General features: G+C 40.0%; 30 protein-coding genes. 11 read left to right on the forward strand and 19 right to left on the reverse strand.

Translation table 11 applies throughout. The annotated features are described in order from the left end of the window. Window positions 1-5: 5 nt before the first annotated feature. The 11 genes from RDV53_RS04790 to nudE form a co-directional block, all read right to left on the reverse strand. Complete coding sequence (locus RDV53_RS04790; RefSeq protein WP_032822542.1) at window positions 6-422, reverse strand: hypothetical protein; 417 nt, start codon at window positions 420-422, stop codon at window positions 6-8. Window positions 423-448: 26 nt separating this feature from the next. Next, entirely contained in the window at window positions 449-841 is a 393-nt protein-coding gene (locus RDV53_RS04795) for a GNAT family N-acetyltransferase (RefSeq protein WP_005695123.1), read from the reverse strand. Window positions 842-920: 79 nt separating this feature from the next. Continuing rightward, window positions 921-1,955, reverse strand: coding sequence for a DUF1176 domain-containing protein (locus RDV53_RS04800; protein WP_005695124.1), 1,035 nt, complete (start codon window positions 1,953-1,955; stop codon window positions 921-923). 71 nt (window positions 1,956-2,026) lie between these two features. Continuing rightward, window positions 2,027-3,082 (reverse strand): DUF1176 domain-containing protein, encoded by a 1,056-nt coding sequence (locus tag RDV53_RS04805; protein ID WP_005695125.1) that lies wholly within the window; start codon window positions 3,080-3,082, stop codon window positions 2,027-2,029. Between the two features lie 27 nt (window positions 3,083-3,109). Next, window positions 3,110-3,808 carry a 6-phosphogluconolactonase gene (gene pgl, locus RDV53_RS04810; RefSeq protein ID WP_005695126.1) on the reverse strand — a complete coding sequence of 233 codons (699 nt, stop codon included), beginning with the start codon at window positions 3,806-3,808 and terminating at the stop codon, window positions 3,110-3,112. 65 nt (window positions 3,809-3,873) lie between these two features. Beyond that, window positions 3,874-5,355, reverse strand: coding sequence for a glucose-6-phosphate dehydrogenase (gene zwf, locus RDV53_RS04815; RefSeq protein ID WP_005695127.1), 1,482 nt, complete (start codon window positions 5,353-5,355; stop codon window positions 3,874-3,876). 72 nt (window positions 5,356-5,427) lie between these two features. Next, a complete protein-coding gene (cysQ, locus tag RDV53_RS04820) occupies window positions 5,428-6,234 on the reverse strand; it encodes a 3'(2'),5'-bisphosphate nucleotidase CysQ (protein ID WP_005695128.1) in 807 nt (268 codons plus the stop codon). A gap of 9 nt (window positions 6,235-6,243) precedes the next feature. Further along, the gene (locus RDV53_RS10255) at window positions 6,244-6,531 is read right to left on the reverse strand and encodes an HI_0559 family membrane protein (RefSeq protein WP_500683406.1); all 288 of its coding nucleotides are present in this window, start codon (window positions 6,529-6,531) and stop codon (window positions 6,244-6,246) included. Continuing rightward, window positions 6,452-6,649, reverse strand: coding sequence for a hypothetical protein (locus tag RDV53_RS04825; protein ID WP_147286811.1), 198 nt, complete (start codon window positions 6,647-6,649; stop codon window positions 6,452-6,454). The genes RDV53_RS10255 and RDV53_RS04825 overlap by 80 nt, the downstream gene beginning before the upstream one ends. A 47-nt stretch (window positions 6,650-6,696) precedes the next feature. Beyond that, a complete protein-coding gene (locus RDV53_RS04830; RefSeq protein ID WP_005695129.1) occupies window positions 6,697-8,697 on the reverse strand; it encodes an OPT family oligopeptide transporter in 2,001 nt (666 codons plus the stop codon). A gap of 114 nt (window positions 8,698-8,811) precedes the next feature. After that, a complete protein-coding gene (nudE, locus tag RDV53_RS04835; protein ID WP_005695130.1) occupies window positions 8,812-9,360 on the reverse strand; it encodes an ADP compounds hydrolase NudE in 549 nt (182 codons plus the stop codon). Window positions 9,361-9,424: 64 nt separating this feature from the next. On the opposite strand from nudE, the gene hslR reads away from it, so the two are divergent. Then, window positions 9,425-9,820, forward strand: a complete 396-nt coding sequence (gene hslR, locus RDV53_RS04840) for a ribosome-associated heat shock protein Hsp15 (protein WP_005698885.1) — start codon at window positions 9,425-9,427, stop codon at window positions 9,818-9,820. A gap of 48 nt (window positions 9,821-9,868) precedes the next feature. On the opposite strand, the gene RDV53_RS04845 is transcribed toward hslR, so the two are convergent. The 4 genes from RDV53_RS04845 to aphA form a co-directional block, all read right to left on the reverse strand. Then, complete coding sequence (locus tag RDV53_RS04845) at window positions 9,869-10,756, reverse strand: DUF4189 domain-containing protein (protein WP_005698837.1); 888 nt, start codon at window positions 10,754-10,756, stop codon at window positions 9,869-9,871. 162 nt (window positions 10,757-10,918) lie between these two features. Continuing rightward, on the reverse strand, window positions 10,919-11,470 hold the full coding sequence (locus RDV53_RS04850; protein WP_032804142.1) for a TIGR00645 family protein: 552 nt from the start codon (window positions 11,468-11,470) through the stop codon (window positions 10,919-10,921). 88 nt (window positions 11,471-11,558) lie between these two features. Next, a complete protein-coding gene (locus RDV53_RS04855; RefSeq protein WP_005695134.1) occupies window positions 11,559-13,169 on the reverse strand; it encodes a DNA recombination protein RmuC in 1,611 nt (536 codons plus the stop codon). Window positions 13,170-13,288: 119 nt separating this feature from the next. Then, window positions 13,289-13,996, reverse strand: a complete 708-nt coding sequence (gene aphA, locus RDV53_RS04860; protein WP_005695135.1) for an acid phosphatase AphA — start codon at window positions 13,994-13,996, stop codon at window positions 13,289-13,291. 220 nt (window positions 13,997-14,216) lie between these two features. Here aphA and hslV point away from each other — a divergent pair, with 220 nt between their 5' ends. Then, entirely contained in the window at window positions 14,217-14,747 is a 531-nt protein-coding gene (hslV, locus tag RDV53_RS04865) for an ATP-dependent protease subunit HslV (protein WP_005695137.1), read from the forward strand. 9 nt (window positions 14,748-14,756) lie between these two features. Next, window positions 14,757-16,091, forward strand: a complete 1,335-nt coding sequence (gene hslU, locus RDV53_RS04870) for an ATP-dependent protease ATPase subunit HslU (RefSeq protein WP_005695138.1) — start codon at window positions 14,757-14,759, stop codon at window positions 16,089-16,091. A 78-nt stretch (window positions 16,092-16,169) separates the two neighbouring features. Here hslU and slyD read toward each other — a convergent pair whose 3' ends face one another. Genes slyD through rraB form a run of 3 tightly spaced genes read right to left on the reverse strand, consistent with a single transcriptional unit; the run spans window position 16,170 to window position 18,048 of the window. Continuing rightward, window positions 16,170-16,805 (reverse strand): peptidylprolyl isomerase, encoded by a 636-nt coding sequence (gene slyD / locus RDV53_RS04875; protein ID WP_005698877.1) that lies wholly within the window; start codon window positions 16,803-16,805, stop codon window positions 16,170-16,172. Window positions 16,806-16,849: 44 nt separating this feature from the next. After that, window positions 16,850-17,560, reverse strand: coding sequence for an SIMPL domain-containing protein (locus RDV53_RS04880; RefSeq protein WP_005695140.1), 711 nt, complete (start codon window positions 17,558-17,560; stop codon window positions 16,850-16,852). Between the two features lie 59 nt (window positions 17,561-17,619). Then, a complete protein-coding gene (gene rraB, locus RDV53_RS04885; RefSeq protein WP_005695141.1) occupies window positions 17,620-18,048 on the reverse strand; it encodes a ribonuclease E inhibitor RraB in 429 nt (142 codons plus the stop codon). Window positions 18,049-18,252: 204 nt separating this feature from the next. Here rraB and truD point away from each other — a divergent pair, with 204 nt between their 5' ends. The 6 genes from truD to proS all read left to right on the forward strand — a co-directional run bounded on the left by truD (window position 18,253) and on the right by proS (window position 23,899). Beyond that, window positions 18,253-19,275 carry a tRNA pseudouridine(13) synthase TruD gene (gene truD / locus RDV53_RS04890; RefSeq protein ID WP_005695142.1) on the forward strand — a complete coding sequence of 341 codons (1,023 nt, stop codon included), beginning with the start codon at window positions 18,253-18,255 and terminating at the stop codon, window positions 19,273-19,275. Beyond that, window positions 19,275-20,015, forward strand: a complete 741-nt coding sequence (gene surE / locus RDV53_RS04895) for a 5'/3'-nucleotidase SurE (RefSeq protein WP_005695143.1) — start codon at window positions 19,275-19,277, stop codon at window positions 20,013-20,015. Before truD ends, surE begins: the two co-directional genes overlap by 1 nt. 51 nt (window positions 20,016-20,066) lie before the next feature. Continuing rightward, window positions 20,067-20,642: a YqaA family protein gene (locus RDV53_RS04900; protein WP_005695145.1), complete on the forward strand. Its 576-nt coding sequence runs from the start codon at window positions 20,067-20,069 to the stop codon at window positions 20,640-20,642. 16 nt (window positions 20,643-20,658) lie between these two features. Beyond that, on the forward strand, window positions 20,659-20,847 hold the full coding sequence (locus RDV53_RS04905; RefSeq protein ID WP_032827500.1) for a hypothetical protein: 189 nt from the start codon (window positions 20,659-20,661) through the stop codon (window positions 20,845-20,847). Between the two features lie 23 nt (window positions 20,848-20,870). Beyond that, window positions 20,871-22,088 (forward strand): murein hydrolase activator NlpD, encoded by a 1,218-nt coding sequence (nlpD, locus tag RDV53_RS04910; protein WP_005695147.1) that lies wholly within the window; start codon window positions 20,871-20,873, stop codon window positions 22,086-22,088. Window positions 22,089-22,183: 95 nt separating this feature from the next. Further along, window positions 22,184-23,899 (forward strand): proline--tRNA ligase, encoded by a 1,716-nt coding sequence (gene proS / locus RDV53_RS04915; RefSeq protein WP_005695148.1) that lies wholly within the window; start codon window positions 22,184-22,186, stop codon window positions 23,897-23,899. Between the two features lie 65 nt (window positions 23,900-23,964). Here proS and deoC read toward each other — a convergent pair whose 3' ends face one another. Continuing rightward, window positions 23,965-24,639 carry a deoxyribose-phosphate aldolase gene (gene deoC, locus RDV53_RS04920; RefSeq protein WP_005695149.1) on the reverse strand — a complete coding sequence of 225 codons (675 nt, stop codon included), beginning with the start codon at window positions 24,637-24,639 and terminating at the stop codon, window positions 23,965-23,967. A gap of 108 nt (window positions 24,640-24,747) precedes the next feature. On the opposite strand from deoC, the gene RDV53_RS04925 reads away from it, so the two are divergent. Together RDV53_RS04925 and rfaD are read left to right on the forward strand one after the other, a co-directional pair. Next, window positions 24,748-25,251: a protein disulfide oxidoreductase gene (locus RDV53_RS04925; protein ID WP_032822541.1), complete on the forward strand. Its 504-nt coding sequence runs from the start codon at window positions 24,748-24,750 to the stop codon at window positions 25,249-25,251. 52 nt (window positions 25,252-25,303) lie between these two features. Then, window positions 25,304-26,227 (forward strand): ADP-glyceromanno-heptose 6-epimerase, encoded by a 924-nt coding sequence (gene rfaD, locus RDV53_RS04930; protein WP_014064303.1) that lies wholly within the window; start codon window positions 25,304-25,306, stop codon window positions 26,225-26,227. Window positions 26,228-26,257 lie beyond the last annotated feature (30 nt).

Below are 26,257 nucleotides of genomic sequence, written 5' to 3' on the forward strand. Positions count from 1 at the left end.
GTATCTTATTTTTGCATAATGTAATGCATTTCTACATTTTTCGCTTTTGCGGCTTTTTCTAGATCTGCTTTATCACTTTGACTATCTCCAACAAGGTATAAAGATACATCTTTGCCGACCTTTTCTGCATTATTTAGTCCATACATAGCAACTGCTTTATTCACAGATTGACTGTTCCCTGCAATTCCGATGTGTAAATTATCTGTAGCTAAAAGAGATACGAGTCGTTTTCCTGAAGTACCACCTGCGGTTCTAATCGTTGCTACAAGCATTCCATTTGAAACTGGGTTTCCTGCTTCTGGAACTTGAAGCATTACTGAGCGATTATCTTTTGGCATTTGTGCCGCTAACTGATCTAAAGATGGACCAGATGAACAAGCAAATAACAAAGTTGAAGTAAGTAGTACAAACAATTTTTTCATTTTTGTCTCCATACCATTCTAATAAATTAACTCTTCGTCCATGCACTCATATGCTGCGTAAATCCAATATGTGGATAATAATCCACGGCTTGTGGAGCTGATAAAAGCACAATTTTGGCTTGTGGATGTAACGCCTGTTTGGTGTGTTCAATTAACTGCAAGCCGATACCTTGTTTTTGATATTGTTCGTCCACCGCCAAATCAGATAAATAACAGCAGTAGACAAAATCCGTCACGGAACGTGCGACACCCACTAATCGTTCACCATCCCAAGCGGTGATTAATAAATCCGCATGGTGCAACATTGCTGCGACACGCTTTTCATCCTCTAACGGACGGCGTGCCCCGAGCGTTGTTTTATTTAGCAGTGCAATAAATTGCTCAACTGAAATAGGGTAGTTTGTTTTATAGCTGATCATTTTAAGTTTCCTTCTATGCTAAAAACGGGATATTGGCGTGCGTGAAACGTGATTTCTCACACGCTATAAGCGTAAATTTCTATTTAACGTTAAGCTCGCTCACAAAAGTCGGCAATCCGCCCCATGCTCCACCAATAAAGCCTTTACTAGAACCAGAAGTATGTTCCGCTGTAGTGATGAAAGTTTTGCCATTCCATGCTGCTTCGTAGCCATACCAGCTCTCAGCAAGGCCACTAGATTTATATGATCCTTCTACAATTAAAGCATTAAGCTTCTCATCATAATATGCAAAGTTGTATTGATCTTCCAATACTTGTTCTACTTTGCTCAGTTTGTCATCGAGTACAGCATAGTAATTGGTGCTTTGATAAGCACCTCTAACACAGAGTGCTTCAGCTAATACCTTGTTTTGTGTTAAGGGATAAAGTGTTATATCTTGGCTTGTTATATCCTCATCATCACAGCTATTAGCTTTACGTAATAGTGCGAGCACGTTATCGTATTGTTTTTCGCCCCGTTTTAATTCCGTGGTTTTACGGTTATTCACACTTACCACCTCAATTTTTGGTGCAGGCTGTGGTGCTAATACCGCATGTTTCTCTTGTCCCTTACAAATTAACGCTGATGGCGTATTTAAACGCTGTTGGAATTCATCCATTTTGAGCATGGCTGCCGCTGCACCTTTGTCTGACACTTTGAGCGTGGTTTTTCCATAGGTGAGACGAATTTCGCTTTCTTTTTTCAATCCGCTAAGTAGTGCCTTAGTTTGCGCCTCAGTGAGTTTATCTGGGTTCTCATCAGAAATATGTTTGACTGTGCCTAATGATTTGCCATTTAGCCAAATTTCAATGTCTTGACCGACTTGAACATCACGGTCGGCTTCACCGAATGGTGAAATAGTGAGTTTCCCTTCAACAGCAGCATTTTCACCTGCTGCGCGAGTAAATAAAATAGAAACTGGATCGTCTCCTTCCTCTTGATAACCTGCCATACGACAAGTTCCAAGATTATCACAAATCAAATCCCAGTCTTGATAAGTCTTTTCAAACCCTTTTAACGATGGTGCTGCCATTGCAGTAAGTGGTAATAGTGAGAGAAGAATAACTTTTTTCATGTTATAAATGCCTAAAAGAAGATTTGCAAAAAACAGAGGAAATCTGCCCGCTTACAAGTGGGCAGTGGTTTTTATTTAACGTTCATCTCGCTCACAAAAATCGGCAATCCGCCCCAAGCTCCACCTGGAAACCCTTTGCAAGAACCTGAGGGATATTCTTTAGTACGGATAAAAGTTTTACCGTTCCATACGGCTTCCTGCCCATGCCAACAATCTCCAAGACCACGCGCTTTAAATGATCCTTCTATCTTTAAAATGTGGGTGTTTTTATCATAATCAGCATAGTTGTATCGATTTTCGAGTACTTGTTCAACTTTGCTTAATTTTCCATCTAACACGGCATAGTAATTAGTGTAATTATAGGCACTACTGCTACAAATAGCTTCAGCTAGCACTTTACCTTTCGTTAGCGGGTAAAGTGTGATTTGTTTATTCCATACATCATCTTTATGAAGTTCATAACAGTAATTTTCTGCATCTTCATTCGTCCCATTACTTTTACGTAATAATGCTAATACCGTATCAAACTGTTTTTCACCGCGTTTTAATTCCGTAGTTTTACGGTTATTCACACTTACGGCCTCAATCTTGGGTGCAGCCTGTGGCGCTAATACCGCATGTTTTTCTTGACCTTGACGAATGAGTGCGGAAGGCGTATTTAAACGTTGTTGAAATTCATCCATTTTGAGCATCGCGGCAGCTGCACCTTTATCAGAGACTTTTTCCTTAAACTCACCAAAAATCACTTCAATACTTGCGTTTCCTTTTAGTGCAGTGAGTAATTCTGTCGTTTGTTTTTCACTTAATTTTGCGTTCCCCTCTTCTGAGAAATTTTGGATCGTACCGAGTGATTGACCATTTAAGATAATTTCAGCTGTTTTATTACCCAGTTCATCGGGTAATAATGCTAATTGCGCCGTCACAGGTGCTTGCTCCCCCGCACTTCGAGTAAATAAAATCGAAACAGAATGCTCAGAGCCATCTCCTTCTGGATAACCCGCCATATTACAAGTGCCGGTATTATCACAAATTAAATCCCAGTTTTGATAAGTCTTTTCAAACCCTTTCAACGATGGTGCAGCCATTGCAGCTACTGGCAATAAAGTTAATAACAATATTTTTTTCATCTCGAAGTTCCTTTTTTGATGGGCGTATTACAATAATGCTGCTGCCGCTTTATCCAAATACCATTCCGTCACCCCATTTTTTGCTTTAATTTTGGCTGCAGGATAAGGCAGGTTTTCGGCTGGCGTGGTTTGGATTTCTTTTAAAATATTCGCTTTGCTTTCGCCAGTGACTAAGTAGGTAATGCGTTTGGCTTGTTCGATGAGTTTGGCTGTTTTAGAAATGCGGATTTGACCGCTTTCAGGATGTTTTGCAATGACAGCAAGATTTTCATCATCAAAATGGGTTTGATGTGGGAAGAGAGAAGCGGTATGACCGTCAGTTCCCATACCTAAAATGATCCAATCAAAAACACCGTTTGGAATGACCGCACTTAATTCTTCTTCAAAGCGTTTTAACTCAAAGTGAGGTTCATTTTCGCCACAAATTCGGTGGATATTTTCTGCGGGAATTTGAATATGATCGAATAAGAGCTTTTGCACTTCACCGTAGTTGCTTTCTGGATTGGTTGGTTGAACCATGCGATCATCGCCCCACCAAAAATGCAGATTCTTCCAGTTGATTTGTTCGGTATAAGGCGCTTTGGCTAAAGTTTTGAATAACAGCTTAGGCGTTGAACCTCCAGAAAGAGAAATATGCACAGGGTGATTTAATTGGCTATAAATCACAAATTCTTGAGCAATCTTTTCAACAGCATGCTGAGCTGTTGGGAAGGTAATGGTGTTCATGTTTGTTTCTCTCTATTCGGTGATAAGCCTTCTTCTATTTATTGAAGAAGGCGAGATATTGATGATTAAACCTTTTTCTTCATTTTACCGCTTGGTTTACGCCATACGCGACCACTTTTCGCAATGAGTTTTTCAGCGGCAACTGGTCCCCAAGTACCCGCTTCATATTCATGAACTCGACCGCCTGCGTCTTTGTAGTCTAAAATCGGTTGAACAAATTTCCATGCAGCGTGTACGGCATCAGTACGCGCAAAGAGTGTCGCATCGCCTTTCATCGCATCAAGTAATAAGCGTTCATAAGCCGTGAGTACTTGCTCGTCGGCTAAATCGGCATAACGGAAATCCATTGATACTTCTTTGGCTTCAAAGCCTGCACCTGGTTTTTTCAAACCAAAGCGCATTGAAATGGCTTCATCAGGCTGAATACGAATGATCAATTTATTTTCTGGTGCATTTTGGCTGAATACAGGGTGTGGAGTAGTTTTAAAATGAATTACAATTTCCGTCACACGTGCCGGTAAGCGTTTCCCTGTACGCACATAGAAAGGTACGCCAGCCCAACGCCAGTTTTCGATTTCGCAACGTAATGCCATAAAGGTTTCAGTGCGAGAGTTAGCTGGAACGCCTTTTTCTTGTAAATAGCCTTTGACTTCTTTGCCATCAATTTCCGCTGCAGTATATTGACCAAGCACTAAGTTGTGCTCAACGTCATCTTGCGTTAATGGACGTAAAGAATGCATGACTTTGGCCACTTCATCACGCATTGAGTTCGCATTAATGATTGCGGGCGGTTCCATTGCTACCATGGCTAAAACTTGTAATAAGTGGTTTTGGAACATATCACGCATTGCACCAGAGCCATCATAATAACCGCCACGCTCTTCTACACCAATTGATTCAGCACCGGTAATTTCCACATAATCAATGAAATTACGGTTCCAGAGAGGCTCAAACCACCCATTTGAGAAACGTAAAACAAGTAAGTTTTGTACGGTTTCTTTACCAAGATAATGGTCAATACGATAGATTTGATGTTCTTCAAAGAAACGATGAATTTGGACGTCGAGTTCTTGTGCTGTTTTTTCATCGTAACCAAAAGGTTTTTCGACAATAATACGTTTCCAACCGTCTTTTTCTTCGTTTAAACCATGAGCTGCAAGGCATTCTGGAATCACACCATATAAGCTTGGTGGTGTGGACATATAGTAAAGGGTGTTGCCATTCGTTTGATATTTAGTATGTAATTCTTCTAAACGAGGTACTAATTTACCGTAATCGGCTGCATCAGATGTATTTACGGCTTGATAATAGAGATGGCTACAAAAAGCGTCTAGCGTTTCTGGTGTGGTTTCTTCTGTTTCAAGTAGCGCTTCACGCATTTTTTCACGGAAAGTATTATCGTTTAATTCTGAACGCGCGACACCCAATACAGAAAATTTGTTTAAACGACCAAATTTGAACAGATTATAAAGTGCTGGAATGAGTTTACGGTGAGTCAAATCACCGGAAGCACCAAAAATCACGATACAGTTATTATTAGTTTGCATATTATTCCTTATTGTTCCGAGTAGTTTTTTTAAATAATGCAATATATTACTGCACTTTACCAATCGAACCAATCAATTAAATTGAAAGACAGATGCCCAATTTTGTGTATTATCTGACACCATCACAAAGTTTGGATTAATTAAATTTTCACGCTGGTTATAGGTGAGTGGCTGAAAGTGTGGATCGAAAATTCCGCCATTGATTTCAGCTAATAAAATTTCAGAACCTGCCGTGTCCCATTCACCGGTTTTACCGAGGCGAATATAGCAATCAACGGTTCCTTCTGCGACTAAACCACTTTTTAAACTACTAGAACCGACCACCGTAAATTTGCATAACAAATTCTTCGTTAAAATTGACCGCACTTTTTCTTGTGAAGTGGTCGCGCCAACGGCGATTTTTAACGGTTTTGTAAGATCAATTTTTCTTGGCTGTAAGCGTGTTATCTCTTTGTTACTTTGTTTGAATGCCCCAAAACCTTTCATTGCGTAATAGGTGATATTCAAAATAGGGAAGTGAATCACACCCAGTACAGGTTGGTGGTTTTGCACGAGTGTAATTAACACCGAAAATTGATCTGTGCGATCGATAAATTGCTGTGTACCATCAAGGGGATCGATTAGCCAATAAGTTTGCCAAGTTTGGCGTTGTTTAAAGGGAATATTGCAATTTTCCTCTGAAAGAACAGGAATATCAGGGAAAAGTGCGGTCAATTTTTCGATTAAAAATTGGCTGACAAATAAATCTGCTTCCGTGACAGGGGTATTATCCGATTTAGTTTGTATTTTCACATCCTGTTGGTAAAAACGAGCTAAATGTTTTCCTGCTTCATTGGCGAGTTTAAGGATTTGATCGAGAAGAGATTGAGATAATAGCATGCTTATTTTCTACTTTGATTTAGGCAATAGCAGTGGCAGGATAATGATTGTATAGATTGTCATAATAATAGAACCGCTAAGTACGAATAATGCTCGATCAGTAAGGTATTTTGTATTGGGAGCTATTATCAAATTACCTGTACTCCAGTAACAAAAAACAATAATAAACGAGAGAAAGAGGATTTTTTTCCATTGATATCGAAGGTAACCACAGCGTTTAGTAAAATAGGCAATAATGATTGTGGGTACGGTGAATAACCAAAATGTCAAAAAAAAAACCGAATAAGGCTGAGTCAAAATAGCCTTCTCGGTAATAGTCTAGTTCAAAAACAACATAAGCTATACTACTTCCAATCACTTGTGTAATAAGTGGAAAGAGAATAATTGCATTCAAATAGGGGGATTGAGTTGACATTTTATACTCCTGTAATAGGCTATCCGAAGATAGCCTATTTTCATCTGTTATTTTGATCTCTTCGCACGTAATACGCGAGAAATGAAAACAAAAATACCAAAGATGAATACGGCAAGACCAAGTAATTCACCCATATTATCCCAGTTTTCTAATTCTAAGGCTAATGGTGCTTCAGAGCCGCCTGATGTCACTGAGGCTGCGATAATGAAAGCTAAAATTACGCCCATTAAGCTTTCCCCCACAATTAAACCAGCTGCAAAAAGTGTACCGAAACGTTCTGCTTTTTTCTCCACTTCAGTATTGTTAGTGCGTTTTGCATAGCTCTTAATATTGCGAGTGATAAGCCATGCCATCACAGCACCGACCACAACCGGCATATTGATTGATGGTGGTAAGTAAATACCAATACCTACCGCTAATACTGGTAAGGCAAAGCGACCTTTGCTGGTTTTACGCATAAATGCATCCACAATAATCAATACAATACCTAACCCCACACCAGTTAAAATATAAGTCCATTCTAAATGGTTGGTAAAAATACCTTGTGAGATGGTGGTCATAATGGTTGCTTGCGGTGCAGAAAGCGCTTGCGTTGGGTCCATGTCTGGACGCGGTAATGCACCCGTGAAGCCATAAGCGTGGTATAAAATTTCTAATACTGGCGCAATCACTAACGCACCAACGAAACAACCGATAATCAATGCAACCTGTTGTCTCCAAGGGGTGGCTTCAACTAGAAGACCGGTTTTTAAGTCTTGCAAGTTATCGTTTGAAATCGTTGCTGTGGTTAAAACGATCGATGCGGTGAACAAGGTTAATGCGGTTAAGAATTTTTGACCATCTGCAGTTTCAAATAAGCCACTGCTTTTACCAATGGTTACTAAAACAAGTGAAATCACGATCACAGAAATAATCCCAATACCTGAAATTGGGCTAGAGGATGAACCAACTAATCCCGCCATATAACCCGATGCCGCTGCGACGAAGAAACCAATTAACACAGCAAGTAGAGTACAAACCACCACTAATAAAATGGCAAGTTCAGCAGAAATTGGTGCCGTAGCAACGAAGTGATATAAAGAAATTACGATTAACACGACAGTCGCCAATAAAATGTAAATGATGGTTTTTGGTGATAAGTCGATATCAATACGATTTTCTGATTCAGCTTGTGAGCCTTTTAACATACGGAAAGAATGAACCATCCCTTCAATCATTGGTTTGAGAAGGATTAATAATGTCCAAATCGCTGCAATACCGATAGTACCTACACCGATAAAGCGAACTTTGGTTTTCCATTCGGTCATCGCGTAGCTCATGATGGAAGCATCTGTAGGCATATCCCCTGTTGCGGTGAAATAAGGCACAGCCACACCCCAAGCGAGGAATGTACCGAATAACATCGCAAGACCGCCTACGATACCAATTAAGTAACCCGCACCGACTAATGCAAGAGAGAAACCCATAGGTAATTGGAAAACGGCTTTACCGTTAGAGAACCATGCACTTGCGCTGTCAGACATGACACGTAATGCATTAGTTAAGAACGCAACAGTTCCCGCGAAAATACCGCCATAAGCAATATCTTTTACGCCACTGTCGCTTTCGTCATTATTGCCTGCTTTTAAGATTTCAGCTGCAGCCACACCTTCAGGGTAAGGTAAGTCGCTGTTTACCACCATTGCACGACGTAGTGGAATAGTGAATAGTACGCCCAACGTACCGCCAGAGGCACAGATAAGTACAGTTTGCCAGAATGGGAATTCCTGCCAGTAACCCATCATTAATAGACCTGGAATAACGAAAATAACAGAAGACAATGTCCCCGCTGATGAAGCCTGGGTTTGCACCATGTTATTTTCTAAGATACTGGAATCCTTGAAGAATTTTAAAATTGCCATAGAGATTACGGCAGCTGGAATGGAGGAGGCGAAAGTCATCCCCACTTTAAGACCCAAATAAACGTTAGATGCAGTGAAGATCACTGTAATTAACGCGCCAAGGAACATTCCTCGGAAGGTCAATTCTTTTAAATTATCATGCGACATAAATTTTCCTGTTTATTTTGAAAAATGGTGATACATTCTCAAAAAAAGAACATTTATGCAAGTTTTATTTAAAGTTAATCGCTTGCGATTAGAATTTATCTAAATTTATTCGATTTATTTACGTTTTCTCAAAAAATCTCGTAAAGAATAAAGTGCAGCTAGGTTTCTGGCTTCATTAAATTCATCACTGACTAAAAGCGTATCAAGTTGCGATAAAGGATAACGCACGATTTCTAATGGTTCAGGCTCATCGCCTTCTAGTTGATTTGGATACAGATCTTCACCTAATAACACGTGCATTTTATGTCCCATAATTTGTGGATTGATCTTCATCGTGCGTAAAAATGTCCATTTTTTTGCCCCCAAGCCAATTTCTTCCTGTAATTCACGATTCGCACTTTGTTCGGGTGTTTCTCCCGTATCCATTCCACCTTTTACAAAGCCTAACTCATATTGTTCTGTTCCGACTGCGTATTCACGAACCAGGAGTAAATCTTCACCATCAATGGCAATCACTATCACTGAATCTCGATTGAAAGGGCGGAAGCGTTCATAAGTGCGGTCAATTCCATTAGAGAATTTGAGATCAACAGCTTGAATTTCAAACAAACGGGATTTTGCCACCGTAGAAAGGGAGAGAATGTGTGGAAGTTGTTTTTTCATGATATTAGCCCTATTATCTTGTCATTGGCTCATCATACGCAAAGTGAGAGAAATAGGAAGAGTTATGGCTGAAAATAACGAAGTGCGTTTAGATAAATGGCTTTGGGCGGCGCGTTTTTATAAAACTCGTAGCATTGCGAAAGCGATGATTGAAGGGGGCAAAGTCCATTACAACGGTCAGCGTGCCAAAGTAAGTAAAAATGTAGAAATCGGGGCGATGATTAAACTTCGCCAAGGCAGCGATGAAAAAGAAATTGAAGTGATTGCGTTGAGCGATCAACGTCGTGGTGCACCTGAGGCTCAACTGCTTTACCAAGAAACAGCACAGAGTGTGAAAAAACGGGAAGAAATGGCGTGGGCAAGAAAAAATAATGCGCTTTCAATGCCACACCCGGATCGTCGTCCAAATAAAAAAGAACGTCGAGATTTATTGAAATTTAAACATCAAGATGAGTTTTAAAAAACAAAAGTGCGGTCAAATTTGACCGCACTTTGAAAATATTATTTACTATTTAAGTACATTACCATCTAATGCTACGTTAAATGCTTTTCCGCCTTTAACTCCTGGAATGATGACCTGAGGGCTATCGAAGTTACAAGTTTTATCTTTAAGCATATCACACGGTAGGGCGCAAAGCGAAGGGGCTGGGCTAGGCTTACAAGATGAACCTCCTTTCGCTTGGCAATTTTCAACCGCCATTTCTTTAGCGTGCTCAGGAATGATGCTATTTCCGAAGTAATCTCTCATACCACTACTATCTCGACCACTAGCTAGCCCTAAACACATATTACTTATACCAATCACTAATTGGCAGTCTTTGCCACCATACTCTTGACATTGTTTTAGTGAATCTTGTTTGGCTTGCTCAAGAGTACTATAAGCTGCATCAGAAGCCCACATCATTTGATTTATTTCTGGAGTGCGAACAATTGCAGCCCATAATCTAGGTTTAATTTTGCGTTTTTTTAGTTCTTCTGGTGTAGCAATTTTTACTGCTTCTTGATACTCACCACAACCAAATTCTTTTTCAATGTCTCCAAACCCTGTGGCATCTCTAATAGATGTGATTTTATGGCTTGCATCCGTAAATACATAAGTCCATGTATGGCCACCAGTATATACTTTTTCTGTTGTTAGAAAGATTGTTCTAGCGTTTCTGCCAACTTCATAGGTTTGTAAATCATAAAGAGCAAGTCGATAAGCGTGAATATAACTTCTTTCATTGTCTTTAAAGCATTGATAAGATTCATCCGGTAAACGTTTTCGAGCAAAAAACTCATAGTCTTCTTTACCATGCCAGTATAAAGTGTCTAATGGGTTATACATTGTTGAGCAACTTGTTAAAAAGAGTGTAAACGCAACTAGAAAAATTAGCTTAATCTTATGAGATAACATGAGATATATTTCCTTATTATGAGATATATTTCCTTATTAAAAGATACGTGATAATAATATAGTGATTTGCTCAGGTTATCAGATTTTATTGTAAGTATAAAGTGAATATTTTTATAGGTTTAAATACAAAAAGTGCGGTCAATTTTGACCGCACTTTGTGTACTAATGATTTTTATGACTTGTACTGTAGAGAATTTTGTCGGTATAAGCCATTGCAATTGCCGAAATCAAGAAAGAAAAATGAATAATCACTTCCCACATAATCGTTTTTTCAGGAATTTTTGAGGCATTCACAAAGGTTTGCAATAAGTGAATCGACGAAATACTGATAATTGACATGGAAAGTTTAACTTTCAGCACAGTTGCATTCACATGACTCATCCATTCAGGTTGATCGGGATGATTTTTCGTACGAAGTTTTGAAACGAAAATCTCATAACCACCTAATGTTACCATTACTAATAAGTTAGCAATCATCACTACATCAATGAGATTGAGTACAGCGAGCATAATGGTATCCGCATCCATTTCATTAACATTGGTTAAAAGGTACCACAAGTTTTTCATAAACTTGTAAGCATAGATGCCTTGCACGACAATTAAACCTAAGTAAATAGGCACTTGTAGCCAGCGACTTGCAAAAATTGTTTTGCTTAGAAAACTGGTTTGTTCGTTATATTTTACATATGGATCCGTGATTTCTTTTTGTTCCATAGCCATAAATTCTCCTACAAATAAAAATTGAAATAAAAAAAGCGGCAAGAAAATAGCCGCTTTTAAAGAAAAATTCAACAGATATACTTCATTTTACCCCGTTCTCGTTAGTGATAAGAGATAGACGCGTTAAATCTACGTCATTATTGATTAATTCAATGTTTGGCATAGTCTTGTTAGCCTTTGCTGACAAGTCTTTAAAACGCTCCACTTTTCCCACTAAACCTTGTTGCCCTACAAGAGCGGTAACGGTACTGTTATATTGATTGCTTACGGTGGAAAGGGTATTGCCCAGTTTGCTCAATCGTTCTGCCACCAAGCATATTTGGTTATAAATTTCGCCTGCTTTCTCTGCGATTTCTTTGGCTTCGGCATTGCCGCGTTCGATACGCCATAAATTCGCCACCGTGCGTAGAATTGGCATGAGGGTCGTGTGTGAAACCATAATGACATTTTTCTCATACCCATAATTAAACAGACTTGGGTCTAATTTTAAGGCTTCAATGTAAGCGGGTTCCACAGCGATGAACATCAAGACAAAATTAGGGCTGCGCATGCCAATCAAATTGCTGTAATCCTTGCGGTGCAAGTCATCAATGTGATTTTTCAGCGCTTTAATATGCTCCCTTAGTAAACGCTCACGTTCAAATTCATCCTCAGAATTGACCGCACTTTCGTAAGCATTCAATGACATTTTGCTATCAATGATGATGTTTTTCTCATCGGGCAAATTGAGCACAAAATCAGGATAGTTTCGACCGCCTTGTTCATCTTTAAAATGCGCTTGTGCGCTGTAATGCACGTTTTCAATCAAGCCAGCCAACTGAAGTGCGCGCTCAAGTTGTATTTCTCCCCAATTGCCTAAGGTTTTCTTTTCCCCTTTTAGTGCAGAGGTTAAATTATTAGCTTCTTGCGACATATTTAAGCCAATTTCCAACACCTTTTTGATTTCCGCTTCTAAACCCGCATTACCTTTTACGGATTCTGAATGGATTTCATTCACTCGTTTTTGAAAGCCTTCAATTTGCTCACGGAAAGGTTTCAACAGCGTTTCCAATGCCGTTTGATTGGTTTGATTAAAGGATTGGCTTTTTTCTTCCAAAATACGGTTAGCTAGATTTTGGAATTCCACGCCTAGTTGTTGTTTGGATTGCTCAATATGCTGTTGCTGTTCAGCAAAATGCTTTTCTTTTTCGGAAAGGGTGGTTTTGAGCTCCGTTAATTCTTGTGAAAGTGCAGTCAATTTTTCTTGTGTTTTTTGCTGCTCTTGTTCTTTTCGCAGCACATTTTCTTGCGCTTGTTGTAATTGACATTGTAAGCTTTCTGCTTGTGCCGATGCTATCCCAAAGCGTTCTTTTAATGCAGTGATTTGCCCGCCGATTTGATCGTGGCGGAGTTGTTCTTCATCCAATTCTTTTTCTAAATATTGGATTTTTTCATCACGTTCATTAAGGCGGGTTTGCAAGCCTTCTGCATGAGTTTGTGCTTTAACGGCTTGTTGTTCTAGTTGATTTTTGACTGCACTTAAGGAATCAAAACGTTCAGCTAATTGGTTGTAATCGCCGATGGTTTTATTGAGATCTTGTTGTAATTCTTGTGTATCTCGTTTGCTGCGGCTTAATAGAAAAAGCATCACAATGCTGATAAAAAGCAGTACGGCAATGATGATTAAATATTGATTAGACGTGAGTTCTGACATAAATAGGCTCCTAGAAACGCAAAAATTTTAGCATATTCCCAGAAACTTTTTAAAAATTAAGAGGATTTTCACTAGATAAGAAAAGTGCGGTCAAAAATAACCGCACTTTTTTATAAAGATTAGTAGTTTGAGTTAATCAATACTTCTTCGCCGTAGCCACCAAGGGTTGGCATTGGTTGATAAGTTGAGTTAGCGGCACGCATTAAACGAATACCACGAATACCTGCTTCTTTTGCGGCTAGGATATCGTCATCGCTGTCACCATAGTGAATACTCACTTTGTGCTCAATAATACCCGGTGTTTTGTTATATTTAGTTGGAAGTTTGCGACCACCCATGAATTCTACAGGATGCATGTCTTTAATATTAAAGGCTTTTTGTAGCACTGGTGTCACACCATCTTTATCGCCTGCTGTACGACCGGTAATGAAATAAATTTGGTCACCACGTGCTTGGTGCATATTAATTAAATCCACCGCAATTTGTTTTGGAATAGAATATTGGTCACAACCTGCATTCACTTCATTCCAGAAATCTTGATTTTTTAAGTAATCATTTTTACCTGGTGAGTATTTTTCTTGGCCGTGATAGAAACAAGGGCTACTGAAAAGTACAGTATCGTCAATGTCGAAGCTCACATTAATGGGTGCTTTGCCTTCCAATTCTTTTTTCAATTGGTCAACAGAGATCCAGTGAATCGGTTTTTGCTCAGTCATTTCACGAGCATTCGTACCTTGTTCAGTGTAAGGTTCTTTGTTTGATGCAAAAGTAGAGACTGCGCTTGCCGCTAAAATTGCAATGGCAGAAAGTTTAAGTAAATTTTTCATGTTTTCCTCATTAAGTAGTTTGTTTTACTTGTAACAAATCATATCCCTTTAAAATATGGGTGTGAAATAATAGCAATCGTTTGCTATTTAAAAAAGTGATCTTTGTCACATTTTTTTGAGATGTTTGTTTAATAAAGCATCAAAGAAAAATTTCCCCTTGAATTTGGTGGAATCGATCGCCATATAACGAATAACTTTTCTTAAAAGAAGGATAAAAAGAATGACAACAATTGTAAGCGTACGTCGTAATGGCCAAGTGGTTGTTGGGGGCGATGGACAGGTTTCACTAGGTAATACAGTGATGAAGGGGAATGCCCGCAAAGTACGCCGTTTATATAATGGCAAAGTTCTAGCCGGTTTCGCAGGCGGCACAGCCGATGCGTTCACCTTATTTGAATTATTTGAGCGTAAATTAGAAATGCATCAAGGGCATTTGTTAAAAGCCGCGGTGGAATTAGCCAAAGATTGGCGAACCGATCGTGCGTTACGCAAATTAGAAGCGATGCTGATTGTGGCGGATGAAAAAGAAAGTTTAATCATTACCGGTATTGGTGATGTGGTGCAACCAGAAGCCGATCAGATTTTAGCGATTGGTTCAGGCGGTAATTATGCGTTGTCGGCAGCCCGTGCGTTGGTGGAAAATACCGATTTATCAGCTCGTGAAATTGTGGAAAAATCTTTAAAAATTGCCGGTGATATTTGCGTGTTTACCAATACGAATTTCACTATCGAAGAATTACCGAATAAATAAGGAAAAATTATGTCTGAAATGACCCCTCGTGAAATTGTTTCCGAATTAGATCAACATATTATCGGCCAAAAAGAGGCAAAAAGAGCGGTTGCGATCGCATTACGTAACCGTTGGAGACGAATGCAGCTGCAAGAGCCACTTCGCCATGAAGTGACCCCTAAAAATATTTTAATGATTGGTCCAACGGGTGTGGGTAAAACCGAGATTGCACGCCGTCTTGCAAAATTAGCTAATGCACCGTTCATTAAAGTGGAAGCAACGAAGTTCACCGAAGTGGGCTATGTAGGGAAAGAAGTGGACTCCATTATCCGTGATTTAACGGACAGTGCGATGAAATTAGTTCGCCAACAAGAAATTGCGAAAAATCGTGCGAAAGCAGAAGATACAGCGGAAGATCGTATTTTAGATGCATTATTGCCACCGCCAAAAAATCAATGGGGTGAAGTGGAAAACCACGATACCAATAGCAGCACTCGCCAAGCATTCCGTAAAAAATTACGTGAAGGACAATTAGACGATAAAGAAATCGAAATTGATGTGTCTGCGGGCGTGTCAATGGGTGTAGAAATCATGGCTCCTCCAGGCATGGAAGAAATGACGAATCAGTTGCAATCCATGTTCCAAAGCTTGGGTTCGGATAAAACCAAAAAACGCAAAATGAAAATTAAGGATGCATTAAAAACCTTAATTGACGATGAAGCGGCCAAATTGATTAATCCAGAAGAATTGAAACAAAAAGCCATCGATGCCGTTGAGCAAAATGGTATTGTGTTTATTGATGAGATCGACAAGATCTGTAAAAAAGGTGAATACAGTGGCGCAGATGTCTCTCGTGAGGGTGTGCAACGTGATTTATTACCATTAGTGGAAGGTTCAACGGTGAATACCAAACATGGGATGGTAAAAACTGATCATATTCTCTTTATTGCATCGGGTGCATTCCAAGTGGCGCGTCCATCGGATTTAATCCCTGAGTTGCAAGGTCGTTTACCGATTCGTGTTGAATTATCAGCATTAACAGCAGAAGATTTTGAGCGTATTCTAACTGAGCCAAATGCGTCTTTAACGGAGCAATATAAAGCGCTTATGGCGACAGAAGGCGTGAGCATTGAATTTACACAAGATGCTATTAAGAAGATTGCTGAAGCCGCCTTCCGTGTGAATGAGAAAACAGAGAATATCGGTGCAAGACGTTTACATACCGTTATGGAACGTTTAATGGATAAAATCTCATTTGATGCGAGCGAAATGGACGGTCAAACCGTGAATATCGATGCCGCTTATGTGATTGAGGCATTGGGCGAAGTGATTGAGAATGAAGATTTAAGTCGATTCATTCTGTAATGAAAGTTTAGATAAAGAAAAAGTGCGGTTATTTTTAACCGCACTTTTTTTATCTCTAGTTTTATTTCTAGATTAAGATTAGTGACCGCCGCAACCACAGCCGCCATGACCGTGTCCGTGATCATGATCGTGTTTATGACCACCGCCACAGCAACCGTCGTGCCCATGATCGTGATCATGGTGGTGATGACCGTGACCGCCGCAACCACAACCGTGACCATCTTCATCATCGTGATGGTGGTGATCATGCGCACCATGTACGTGGCCGTGAGCAATTTCTTCTAATGTTGCTTCACGAGTGCCAACAACTTCCACAGTGAAGTGTAATTCTTGACCCGCTAACATGTGGTTACCATCAACTACCACTTCATCGCCATCCACTTCAGTGATCACAACAGGAACAGGACCGATATCTGTGTCAGCTAAGAAACGCATACCAACAACGACTTCATCAACGCCCTGGAATACCTCTTTTGGTACACGTTGAACCATATTTTCATTGTATTCGCCGTAGCCTTCTTCAGGTTGAACACGCACTTCAAATTTGTCGCCAACTTCTTTACCTTCTAAGGCATTTTCAAGACCAATGATTAAGTTATTGTGGCCTTGTAAATATTCTAATGGTTGATTTGCTGGCGCTTCATCAACTAATACACCGTCTTGAGTACGTACTTGGTAAGCGATACTCACAACCGTATTTTTTGCTACTTTCATATTGTTTTCCTTATTAAAAAAATCGTCATTCATTGTATAGAAAATTATTCTTTAAGCAATGCAATTCGCGCATTCACACTGACTTTAATTTTCTCTTTGCCACTTTGAGCGTAAGTTTCATCTTTCCCGCTAGAGTATAAACTTTTAGAGCTTAGTTCGGCTGCAGCATAAATAGGATAATCGTCCGTTGAATCCTTGGGTGAGGAAATCTCAAGGTTTTGTATGGTATAACCTTTCATCTGCAAAGATTCTTGAAGTAATAGGGCTTTATCTTTAAATTTTGCTAAGGCTTCTTTGGTTAATTCATTTTCTAAGCTACTTAATTTTTCACGTGAAACAGAGGCACTTACGCTATCAATCGCTAAGACACCATCTAATTCATGCACTACTGTTGATAACGCTTGAGAATCTTTACTTTCCAAGGTTAATTCCGCACGGGCAGTCCAACCTTGTTGTTTGCCTTTATCATTATAGCGAATCCAGGTATTACGAGAGTTGTCTTTAATTTCAACCGCACTTTGTGCTTTCGTTAGCTCAATGGCTTTATTCATTTTTTCTGCCATGGTTTTATTGAGAGCGGATAAATCATTTCCTTCCGCTTGGTAAAAAAGGGACACTCGCAATAAATCGCGTTCTACATTTTTTTCCGATTCAACGGTAAAGCTCACCTGAGGTGGATAATTATCGACTGGTCCTTCGGCAAAAGAAGCGATAGGTAAGGCCAGTAATGCCAAAGAAAGTGCTTTAAGTTTCATTTTTTCATTCCTATTTGAGTAAGATAAAAATTAAGGGCGATTAATACCACCCCTCATTATTAATGTAAACGTTCGTTGTCGTCTTCGACATCTTCGTCATCGAAAAATTCGCCATCATCGCCGTATTCATCATCTTCCGCATTCGGATCTTCAAAATACGTGCCCCAGCCATCATAAATGCCTTTGTATTTTTCCACTAATGGTAAAATTTCTTTTTGTTGTGCATCGATAATTTCGGGCTTTAATTCTACTTCACTGATGATGTCAAAGCAGAAAATCACCTTGCCACTTTCATCTTCAAATTCTTCCGCTTCTGACACTTCATAGCCTGCTTTGAAAGCATCTACGGCAATTTTTTCTAAAGTATCAAAATCATAATGGGCAATGTGATGTTCGATAATATAAAGGGCATCTGGATCGCTGCCGTCATTTAATAAATCCGTAATGATTTCACGGGTTTCTTCTTGAAGTTCGTTAAAGTTCGTCATAAGGCATTCCTTTTGTCAGAAAAAGTGCGGTCATTGTAGGAGATAAAGATGAAAATGTCGCTAAAAATTTATTCTCATTTCAGTTTGCCTTGAGGGGGCGGAAAGGTTAAAATTCTGCGCGAATAAATTGTGCTTAACATGCCCAGCTGATCACGCTATTTATTGCAGCGAAAAAGTTGGGCTTTCTTATTTTAGAACGAAAAAATGGTCAAACATCTCCCTTATTTCACCTTAAAAACACCGCCAAAAACAACCGCACTTTTAAAGCAAGAGTTCGCTGATTTTATTGTTAAAGAAGATTTAGGCTATGAAATGTCAGGCGAAGGCGAATTTGTGGCGGTAAAAATCCGTAAAACGGATTGCAATACACTGTTTGTGGGTGAAAAACTTGCCAAGTTTGCGGGTATTTCTGATCGAAATATGGGGTATGCAGGTTTGAAAGATCGTCATGGCATCACCGAACAATGGTTTTGTTTGCAAATGCCGGGAAAGGAAACGCCAGATTTTAGTCAATTTCACTTGGAAGGCGTTGAGATTTTAGATGTCACTCGCCACAATCGTAAAATTCGTACAGGAAGTCTCCAAGGAAATGCCTTCGAGATTTTATTGCGCGGAGCAAAAGAAAGTGATGAGTTAAATGAACGCTTAAATTTTGTGGCGAAATACGGTTTTCCTAACTACTTCACTGAACAACGTTTTGGGCGTGATGGTCATAATCTGACTCAAGCGATTCGTTGGGCGAAAGGGGAGATTAAGGTTAAAGATCGTAAAAAACGCAGTTTTTACCTTTCTGCAGCTCGTAGCGAAATTTTTAATTTAGTTGTAGCAGAACGAATTGAACAAAATGTGGCAGATCAGGTTCTAAGAGACGATATTGTGCAATTAAACGGATCGCACAGTTGGTTTAAAGCTGATGAAAATGAAGATTTAGCGGTTTTACAGCAACGTTTGAATGAGCAAGATATTTTGCTGACCGCGCCTTTAATTGGCGAAGAAAATTTATCTGCAAGTGCGGTCGAAAATCAAGTGGTTTTGGAACATCAGGTTTTCCAAGAATTAATGAAACAAGAAAGAATGAAAGCCTCTCGACGCCCTTTATTGATGCAGGCAAAAGATTTCCATTGGACGTTTGTTGAAGAAGGATTGAAGCTCTCATTTTATTTGCCAGCAGGGAGTTATGCGACTGCATTAGTGCGAGAGTTAGTGAATATTAAGGAAGAAGAATAATGCGAATTTTAGTCAGCAATGATGACGGTTTTCACGCCGAAGGGATTCAAGTTTTAGCAAAAGAATTACGAAAAATTGCCGATGTGGTGATTGTTGCGCCCGATCGTAATCGTAGCGCGGCATCAAGCTCATTAACGCTTGTTGAGCCGCTTCGTCCGCGTCATTTAGACAGTGGTGATTATTGCGTAAATGGCACACCGGCTGATTGTGTGCATTTGGCATTGAACGGTTTTTTATCTGGACAAGTGGATCTTGTGGTATCAGGTATTAATGCAGGTTGTAACATGGGTGATGATACCTTGTATTCAGGTACCTTAGCTGCCGCATTGGAAGGTCGACATTTGGGATTGCCAGCCATTGCTGTCTCTTTAGATGGTCGTTTGCATTATGAAACAGCGGCTCGCGTGGTGTGTGATTTGATTCCCAAATTACATCCTCAATTATTGAATAAACGCGAAGTGATTAACATTAATGTACCAGATTTGCCTTACGAAGAACTCAAAGGCATTAAAGTCTGCCATTTAGGCTATCGCACCTCTGCAGCGGAAGTGATTAAACAAAAGGATCCTCGAGGTGAACATATCTATTGGATTGGCCCGTCAGGCTTGCCAGAATATGATGGTGAAGGCACGGATTTCCATGCGGTAAAAAATGGTTATGTTTCAATTACGCCAATTCAAGCGGATCTTACGGCTCATCAGTCAATTGCTGCTTTACAAGATTGGCTGGAAAGTGAATAATGTGCCGTTTTGAAACGAATTTTCCCTATTGAAGCAATAAAGGATAAGTGAATGAATATTTTTGGTGCGATGTATGATAAAACAATGCAATGGTCAAAACATCGCTTTGCCGTGTTTTGGTTATCCTTTGTGAGTTTTATTGAGGCCATTTTCTTCCCCGTTCCACCAGATGTCATGTTGATTCCGATGTCAATGTCAAAACCGAAAAGTGCGTTTCGTTTTGCGCTTTATACAGCTGTCGCTTCGGTTGTCGGTGGAATGATTGGTTATGCTATTGGTTACTACGCCTTTGATTGGGTACAAGGCTATATTCAACAATGGGGTTACCAAGCCGCTTGGGAACAGGCCATGGCGTGGTTTAAAGAATGGGGCGTGTTAGTGGTCTTTGTTGCCGGTTTTAGCCCAATTCCTTACAAAGTTTTCACCATTTGCGCCGGTGTGATGCAAATGGCATTTATACCCTTTGTGATAACCGCATTTGTATCGCGTTTTGCTCGTTTTATTTTAGTCGCAAAACTGGCCGCATGGGGCGGGGAGAAATTCGCCGCGAAATTACGTAAATCTATTGAAATCATTGGTTGGAGTGTGGTTGCTCTGGCTGTGATTGCTTATCTTATTTTAAAATAACAGGATGACCTTTTTTATGAATAAATTACTCTTAATTATCTCGAGTGCATTGCTGATCTCAGCTTGTACGGGAGAACCCAAAAAACAAGATCCTGATGCATTACCTGATGGTATTATGCAGCCAGTAGAAGGAACGGGAGCAATTGCTGGTGGTAGCTTTATGCCGGAAATTGAAAAGAATTCGATGCCAAATCAAATGAAATAAATTTAATGTTAAAGGAAGAATAAATGAAAAAATCGTTTTTATTGCTCCCTGTGAGTATCGCTATTTTAACGGCTTGTAGTTCAAATAGCCCGGCACCAATCGAAAATGTGGATGGCACACTTTCTCCAGGTGTAATGCAACCTGTTGATAATAACTCTAGCGGTACATGGCAGCCAGAAATCCAACAAAATACCATGCCAAGTACAATGGGCAGCAGCGTGCCAACGGGAACTCAAACACCACAGCCAAGTTTCCAACCAACTTACCAACCGGTACAACAGCCAGCAGCAACTCAACCACAGCCTGCTCCAGCACCGGTTCAACCGCAAACTAAAACGGTAACTAAAACAGTTTCTGATTGTACCAGCTCAGGTGCAATCAACGTGCCACGTAATCCAAATACCAATGCACCAGATTACAGCCAAATTCAAAAAGGTTCATACAAAGGAAACACCTATAAAGTAAACAAAGGCGATACCATGTTCTTAATCGCTTACTTAACAGGTATGGACGTAAAAGATTTGGCAAGCATGAACAATATGAAAGAGCCTTACAGCTTAAGCGTGGGTCAAACATTAAAAATTTCAAATTGTTCAACAAAAACAATCACTACAACGGTTCCAGTGAAAACTACCGCACCAGCGGCACCTGCTGAGCCAGAAGTGACTTATACACCAGGTGCAAATGGCACACAAATTGGTTCTGATGGTACGGTAATTGGTCCGATTAAATCAGGTGTGGGTAACGGTGAACCTTCAAAACCAGTTTTCACAAACAATACACCTAGCACACCAGCAACGACGACAACACAAGTGGAAACCACAAACAATACACCAGTTAATGCGAACGTTGTGGCACCAGTGGCATCGAATGTGGCATGGCAATGGCCAACCCAAGGCAATGTGATCCAAGGCTTCTCTAATACCGATGGAGGTAACAAAGGGGTTGATATCAGTGGTTCACGTGGCCAAGCAGTTAAAGCTGCTGCAAATGGTCGTGTTGTGTATGCGGGTAACGCATTACGTGGCTACGGTAACTTAATCATCATCAAACATAACGATGATTTCTTAAGTGCTTATGCGCACAACGACAAGATCCTTGTGAGCGATCAACAAGAAGTGAAAGCAGGCCAAGAGATTGCGAAAATGGGTAGCACAGGAACCAATGCTGTGAAACTTCACTTCGAGATCCGTTATAAAGGTAAATCTGTGGATCCAGTTAGATACTTACCGAGAAGATAATCTTTTCTCAGAAAAAGTGCGGTTAAAAATGACCGCACTTTTTGTTATACTCTCACCAATTTTTTTCTCAATGCTTAGAATCTAAGGTTAATTCAATGCGTACAAGTCAATATTTATTCTCAACATTAAAAGAAACCCCAGCGGAAGCGGCCATTGTGAGCCATCAATTAATGCTTCGTGCGGGGATGATTCGTCCTCTTGCTTCAGGTCTTTATAACTGGATGCCAACCGGCTGGCGCGTGCTTCGTAAAGTAGAAAAAATCATCCGTGAAGAAATGGATAAAAGTGGCGCACTTGAAATCAAAATGCCAGTCGTGCAACCGGCAGAATTATGGGAAGAATCAGGCCGTTGGGAACAATATGGTCCCGAATTACTTCGTTTTGAAGATCGTGGTAATCGTCACTTTGTATTAGGTCCAACACATGAAGAAGTGATTACGGATTTAGTTCGCCGCGAAGTGTCATCATACAGACAACTCCCAATCAATTTATACCAAATTCAAACCAAATTCCGTGATGAAGTGCGTCCTCGTTTTGGTGTAATGCGTTCACGTGAGTTTATCATGAAAGATGCGTATTCTTTCCATGCGGATCATTCGAGCTTGCAACAAACTTATGAGGTGATGTACCAAACTTACAGCAATATTTTTAATCGCTTAGGTTTAGATTTCCGTGCAGTACAAGCGGACACTGGTTCTATCGGCGGTAGCGCCTCACATGAATTCCAAGTGTTAGCAAATAGCGGTGAAGATGATGTGATTTTCTCTACGGAATCTGATTACGCAGCAAACATTGAATTAGCAGAAGCGGTGGCGATTGGTGAGCGTGCCGCGCCAACGAAAGCGATGGAATTAGTTGATACACCAAATGCCAAAACAATTGCTGAGTTGGTGGAACAATTCAATTTGCCAATTGAGAAAACGGTTAAAACCTTAATTGTAAAAGGGGCAAGCGAAGAGCAACCATTGGTAGCATTAGTGATTCGTGGTGACCATGAATTAAATGAAATCAAAGCAGAAAAATTACCTGAAGTGGCTTCACCATTTGAGTTTGCAGACGAAGCTGTTATCAAAGCCAAAATCGGTGCAGGTGTTGGTTCATTAGGCCCTGTTAATCTCAATATTCCAGTGATTATTGACCGTTCAGTGGCATTAGTGTCTGATTTCAGCGCGGGTGCAAACATTGATGGTAAACATTACTTCAATATCAACTGGGAACGTGATGTAGCGTTACCAAAAGTGGCGGATATTCGTAACGTGGTTGAAGGTGACCCAAGCCCAGATGGTAAAGGTACCTTATTGATTAAACGTGGTATCGAAGTAGGCCACATTTTCCAATTAGGTAAAAAATACTCAGAAGCGATGAATGCGACTGTTCAAGGTGAAGATGGTCGTCCAATGGTCGTCACCATGGGATGTTACGGTATTGGTGTAACGCGTGTGGTCGCTGCGGCGATTGAACAACATTTTGATGAGCGCGGTATTGTGTGGCCAACAGATGAAATTGCGCCATTCACCGTAGCTGTTCTGCCAATGAATATGCATAAATCTGAAAGCGTTCAAGAATATGCCGAAGAATTGTACTGCACTTTACAAGCTCAAGGTGTAGAAGTAATCTTTGATGACCGTAAAGAACGCCCAGGTGTGATGTTTGCAGATATGGAACTTATTGGTGTGCCACACATGGTGGTGATTGGTGAGAAAAATCTCGCAAACGGCGAAATTGAATACAAAAATCGCCGCACTGGTGAAAAACAAATGATTGCAAAAGAGCAATTGTTAGATTTCTTAAAAGGGCAAATTAAAGCTTAATTAAGTCTTTGATGATGAAAAAAGGAGATTGAAGCACACACTTCAATCTCCTTTTTTATTATCAATTAGTAATTACTAGAGGTATTAGCAGAAACACCCGTTACAATTGCAATACCTGCGCTTGCACCAATTCGTGTCGCACCTGCTTCAATCATTGCTAGTGCGGTTTGAGTATCACGAATACCGCCAGAGGCTTTCACGCCAATGTTGCCCACCGTTTTCTTCATTAATGCCACATCTTCTACGGTTGCGCCGCCTTTATTGAAACCCGTTGAGGTTTTAACGAATGCCACACCCAATGCTTTACAGATTTCACAGGCTTTTACGATTTCTTCTTTGGTGAGTAAGCACGTTTCTAAAATCACTTTAAGTGGCACGCCATGACAAGCCGTTAATACAGCTTGAATGTCGTCTTTTACGGCATCCCATTTATTTGATTTAATCAAGCCGACATTAATCACCATATCGATTTCACCCGCCCCAGCGTTGATCGCTTCTTGGGTTTCAAACGCTTTGACGGAAGATAAGTTAGCGCCAAGTGGAAAACCGACTACCGTACAAATTTTGACGTTTGAGCCAGCGAGTTTTTCTTTGGCTAAAGGAATATAACCTGAATTAATGCAGACTGAATAAAAGCCGTATTGAATGGCTTCATCACAGAGCTTAAGAATATCCTGTTCTGTTTTTTCAGCAGTAAGGGCCGTGTGATCAATATATTGTGCTAATTGTTTATTATCCATATTTTTTCTCCTTATTAAATGATGTGGTTATCATAGCAAAATATCTGTAATTTTGACCGCACTTTTCTGATCGATTACAATCCTTTTATCTAGATCATGGAATTTGTTGTGAAACTTAAAACCTTATTAAAAAATGCGATTTCGCTCTTGCTGACGTTGATTATCGTGAGCAGTATTCTTGATTTTATTCGTAAACCTAATATTCCACCTGAAATCAATGCAACGGCACTTTATGATTTACAGGGAAATGCCTTCTTTTTACCCCAATTAGATCAAGCTAAGCCGACGATCATTTATTTCTGGGGAAGTTGGTGTGGTTATTGTCGTTATACTTCTCCAGCGATTAGTTCACTTTCAGAAGAAGGCTATCCGGTAGTCTCTATCGCACTACGTTCGGGGACAAATAAGGACGTGGAGGATTATTTACAAACCCATCACTATCAGTTTACAACGGTGAACGATCCTCAAGGCAAGATTGCGGATCAATGGCAGGTGAATGTGACACCGACGATTATTATTTTAAATAAAGGAAAAATGGATTTGGCCACAACGGGTTGGACAAGTTATTGGGGCTTAAAAGTGCGGTTGTTTTTCACAGAGTTTTTTGGCTAAGCGGCACAAAATCTATTACAATACACAGACTTATTTTAAAGAGGACAGAATTATGATTATCGTAACAGGTGGCGCCGGTTTTATCGGCAGTAATATCGTTAAAGCATTAAACGATATGGGACGCAAAGATATTTTAGTAGTGGATAACTTAAAAGACGGGACTAAATTCATTAACTTAGTGGATCTTGATATTGCAGATTACTGCGATAAAGAAGACTTTATCGCGTCAATTATAGCTGGTGATGATTTAGGTGAGATCGATGCGGTATTCCATGAAGGCGCTTGCTCGGCGACTACTGAATGGGACGGCAAATACATCATGCATAATAACTACGAATATTCAAAAGAGTTATTGCATTACTGCTTAGATCGTCAAATTCCGTTCTTGTATGCATCAAGTGCGGCAACTTATGGCGACAAAACTGAATTCCGTGAAGAGCGTGAATTTGAAGGCCCATTGAATGTATACGGTTATTCTAAATTCTTATTCGACCAATATGTGCGTGCGATTTTACCTGAAGCGCAATCACCGGTATGTGGTTTCCGTTATTTCAACGTATATGGTCCGCGTGAAGGCCACAAAGGTTCAATGGCAAGCGTGGCATTCCACTTAAATAATCAAATCCTGAAAGGCGAAAATCCAAAATTATTTGCTGGCAGTGAGCACTTCCGCCGTGATTTCGTTTATGTAGGCGATGTGGCACAAGTTAACATTTGGTGCTGGCAAAATGGTATTTCGGGTATCTTCAACTGCGGTACTGGCAATGCAGAGTCTTTTGCAGAAGTAGCAAAAGCAGTGATTAAATTCCATGGTAAAGGTGCAGTGGAAACCATTCCATTCCCAGAGCATTTGAAATCTCGCTATCAAGAATATACGCAAGCTAACCTTGAGAAACTTCGTGCTACTGGCTACGACAAACCATTTAAAACTGTAGCGGAAGGTGTGGCTGAGTACATGGCGTGGTTAAATAAATAAAAATATTGAACAAATAATGTCGTTCAATAC

This window comes from Haemophilus parainfluenzae ATCC 33392, assembly GCF_031191205.1.
Taxonomy (GTDB): domain Bacteria; phylum Pseudomonadota; class Gammaproteobacteria; order Enterobacterales; family Pasteurellaceae; genus Haemophilus_D; species Haemophilus_D parainfluenzae.